Raw genomic sequence first — 2,176 nt, 5'->3', positions numbered from 1 at the left:
GCTGTACCTGGGCCACACCGTCGAGGAGGTCGGCTCGGACGTCTTCGTCCCGCTACTCTTCGGCCGTTCGTCGGTCGGGCGGCTCGGGTTGTTCGTCGAGATCACCGCCCCTATCGGCGACATCGGGTTCCACGGTCAGTGGACGCTGATGCTCTCGCCCATCCGTCCGCTGCGGGTGTACGCGGGCATGAAGATCGGGCAGGTCATGTTCTTCGTCTCCACCGGTGACGTCGATCTGTACCGCGGCAAGTACCAGGGCGCTGCCGGCCCGCAGCCCTCCCGCTACTGGCGGGACTCGGCACGCATCCAGGCGGTCGCCTCATGATCCTCACGGGCCCAGCCATCGCCGCCGCCGTCGATGCGGGAGAGATCACCATCGCCCCCTACAACCCGGCACGGCTCTCCCCCAACTCCTACGACTGGCGCCTGGGCGACACGATCCGCATCTGCGACAGCGAACTCGACGCCGCCGCTCCCACCGCGTTCACCGAACACCCCATACCTGCCTCCGGGCTGGTCCTGAAGCCCGGAGTGCTCTACCTCGGCGTGACCCTGGAGAAGACGGGCTCGGAAACGTACGCGCAACTACTCAACGGCGACCGCACCATCGGCGCCCTCGGCATCTGGGTCCACGTCTCCGCCCCACTCGGCCACCAAGGCCACGCGATCCGCTGGACCCTGGAGATCCGGGCCGCGAAGCCCACCCGGATCTATCCGGGAATGACCTTCGGCAAGCTCGTTTTCCTCACCGCCCTCGGCGTCCCAGCCAGCTACCAGCAACAGCGTGCCAAGTACGCGGCCACGAACGGCATCGACATCTCCCGCCTGTACGAAGAGATCCCTCAAGGAGCGCTGTGAGTCCCGCCGTACGCCCGGTCGCGGGTCCGCTGGCCGCCACCTTCCTCGACCTCCCAGCCGGAAGCCCTGGCGGCAGCGTCGAACTGTTCCTCGACCTCTACACGGGCGACAAACCCCTGATCCCCGCACGGGCCTTCATGCTGGCCCCCACCGGCCGCAGACCCCGCCTCCCGGCCGGGCTCAACATACTGCCGGTGTCCGGGAAATGTCTGGAGGGCCCCGGCTTCAGTCGCTACGTCGCGGCGTTGCGCCAGGCCCTGGTACCCGCGATCGATCCCGCGCAGATCGGCGTACTGCACCTGCAGCACCTCACGTTCGGCGCCACACCGGCCTTGCTCCGTGCCCTGCCGACGCATCCGAGGATCGCGTTGGTCCACGGCACCGACCTGCTCTTCGCCGAAGCCCATCGCGACCAACTCCAAGTTCTTCGCGAGACAGCGAGGATCGCCGATGCCATCGTGATCCCCACCGGCGCGATGGCTGATCACCTGCTCAAACTTGCCCCACAGGCCGACCGCCGCAAAGTTGTCCACATCCCCTGGGGCATCCCCGACCACCTGCTCAGCGACCCCCCGCCCCGGCCCGCCCGCAGCTCGACCAGCCACCTGCGGCTGCTGTATGCGGGTCGGCTGACGGCCGAGAAGGGAGCCGAGCACCTGGTCACAGCGCTGGCACCCGTTCCGGGCATCGAGCTGAGCATCGCGGCCCCCAGAGCCCAGTTCCACGCGCTGGCCCCGCTGCTTCAGCGGACCGGAGTGCGGGCCCGGTATCTCGGCTGGCTCCGCCGCCCACAGCTGTGGAAAGCCTTCGCCGAGCACGACGTATTGGTCCTGCCGTCCACAACCCTGGAGGCCATGGGCCTGGTAGCGCTGGAGGCCCAAGCCTGCGGTCTGCCCGTCCTCCACCAGCCTGTGCCCGGCCTCAACGAGGTTCTTGCCGCATCCGGGGTGGCCACCGACTTCACCCACTCCGCCGCGCTCGCTCGCGACCTGGATCGGCTGCGCACCGCGCCGGGCCTGCTGCCCGCGCTTCGACAGGCGGGCTACGCGAACGCCACCCGCTATCCGCTATCCGCGACCGCTCATGCCCTTAACGAACTCGGTCAGCAGCTCACCTGATGCGAGGCCGGCAGAGCGAGACTGCGGCCGAGCCGATGCTTGGTCGCAGCCTCAGGCTGTCCCTGGCGTCACCCGACACCAAGGCGGAAGCATCCCTGAACCTTTCACCCGCGTCAATACGCTGACGACGGGATGCCGACGGCGAACAGGGAGAGCATGACGTACCGCACCGATCGCATCGAGCAGCTGCTGGGAGAAGG

General features: G+C 68.4%; 3 protein-coding genes. All 3 read left to right on the top strand.

The window, feature by feature from the left end; translation table 11 throughout:
* The coding region (locus tag ACZ5CR_RS43885) for a dCTP deaminase (protein ID WP_468868890.1) at positions 1–325 on the top strand (325 nt) is incomplete at its 5' end.
* Positions 322–858: a dCTP deaminase gene (locus ACZ5CR_RS43880; RefSeq protein WP_468868888.1), complete on the top strand. Its 537-nt coding sequence runs from the start codon at positions 322–324 to the stop codon at positions 856–858. The genes ACZ5CR_RS43885 and ACZ5CR_RS43880, both read left to right, overlap by 4 nt.
* Positions 855–1,976 carry a glycosyltransferase family 4 protein gene (locus tag ACZ5CR_RS43875; RefSeq protein WP_468868884.1) on the top strand — a complete coding sequence of 374 codons (1,122 nt, stop codon included), beginning with the start codon at positions 855–857 and terminating at the stop codon, positions 1,974–1,976. Before ACZ5CR_RS43880 ends, ACZ5CR_RS43875 begins: the two co-directional genes overlap by 4 nt.
* The last annotated feature ends 200 nt before the right edge of the window (positions 1,977–2,176 follow it).

This window comes from Streptomyces sp. NPDC031274 (genome assembly GCF_055570235.1).
The sequence above is the reverse complement of the archived record's forward strand: the minus strand, read 5'-3'. Positions and strand labels throughout refer to the sequence as shown.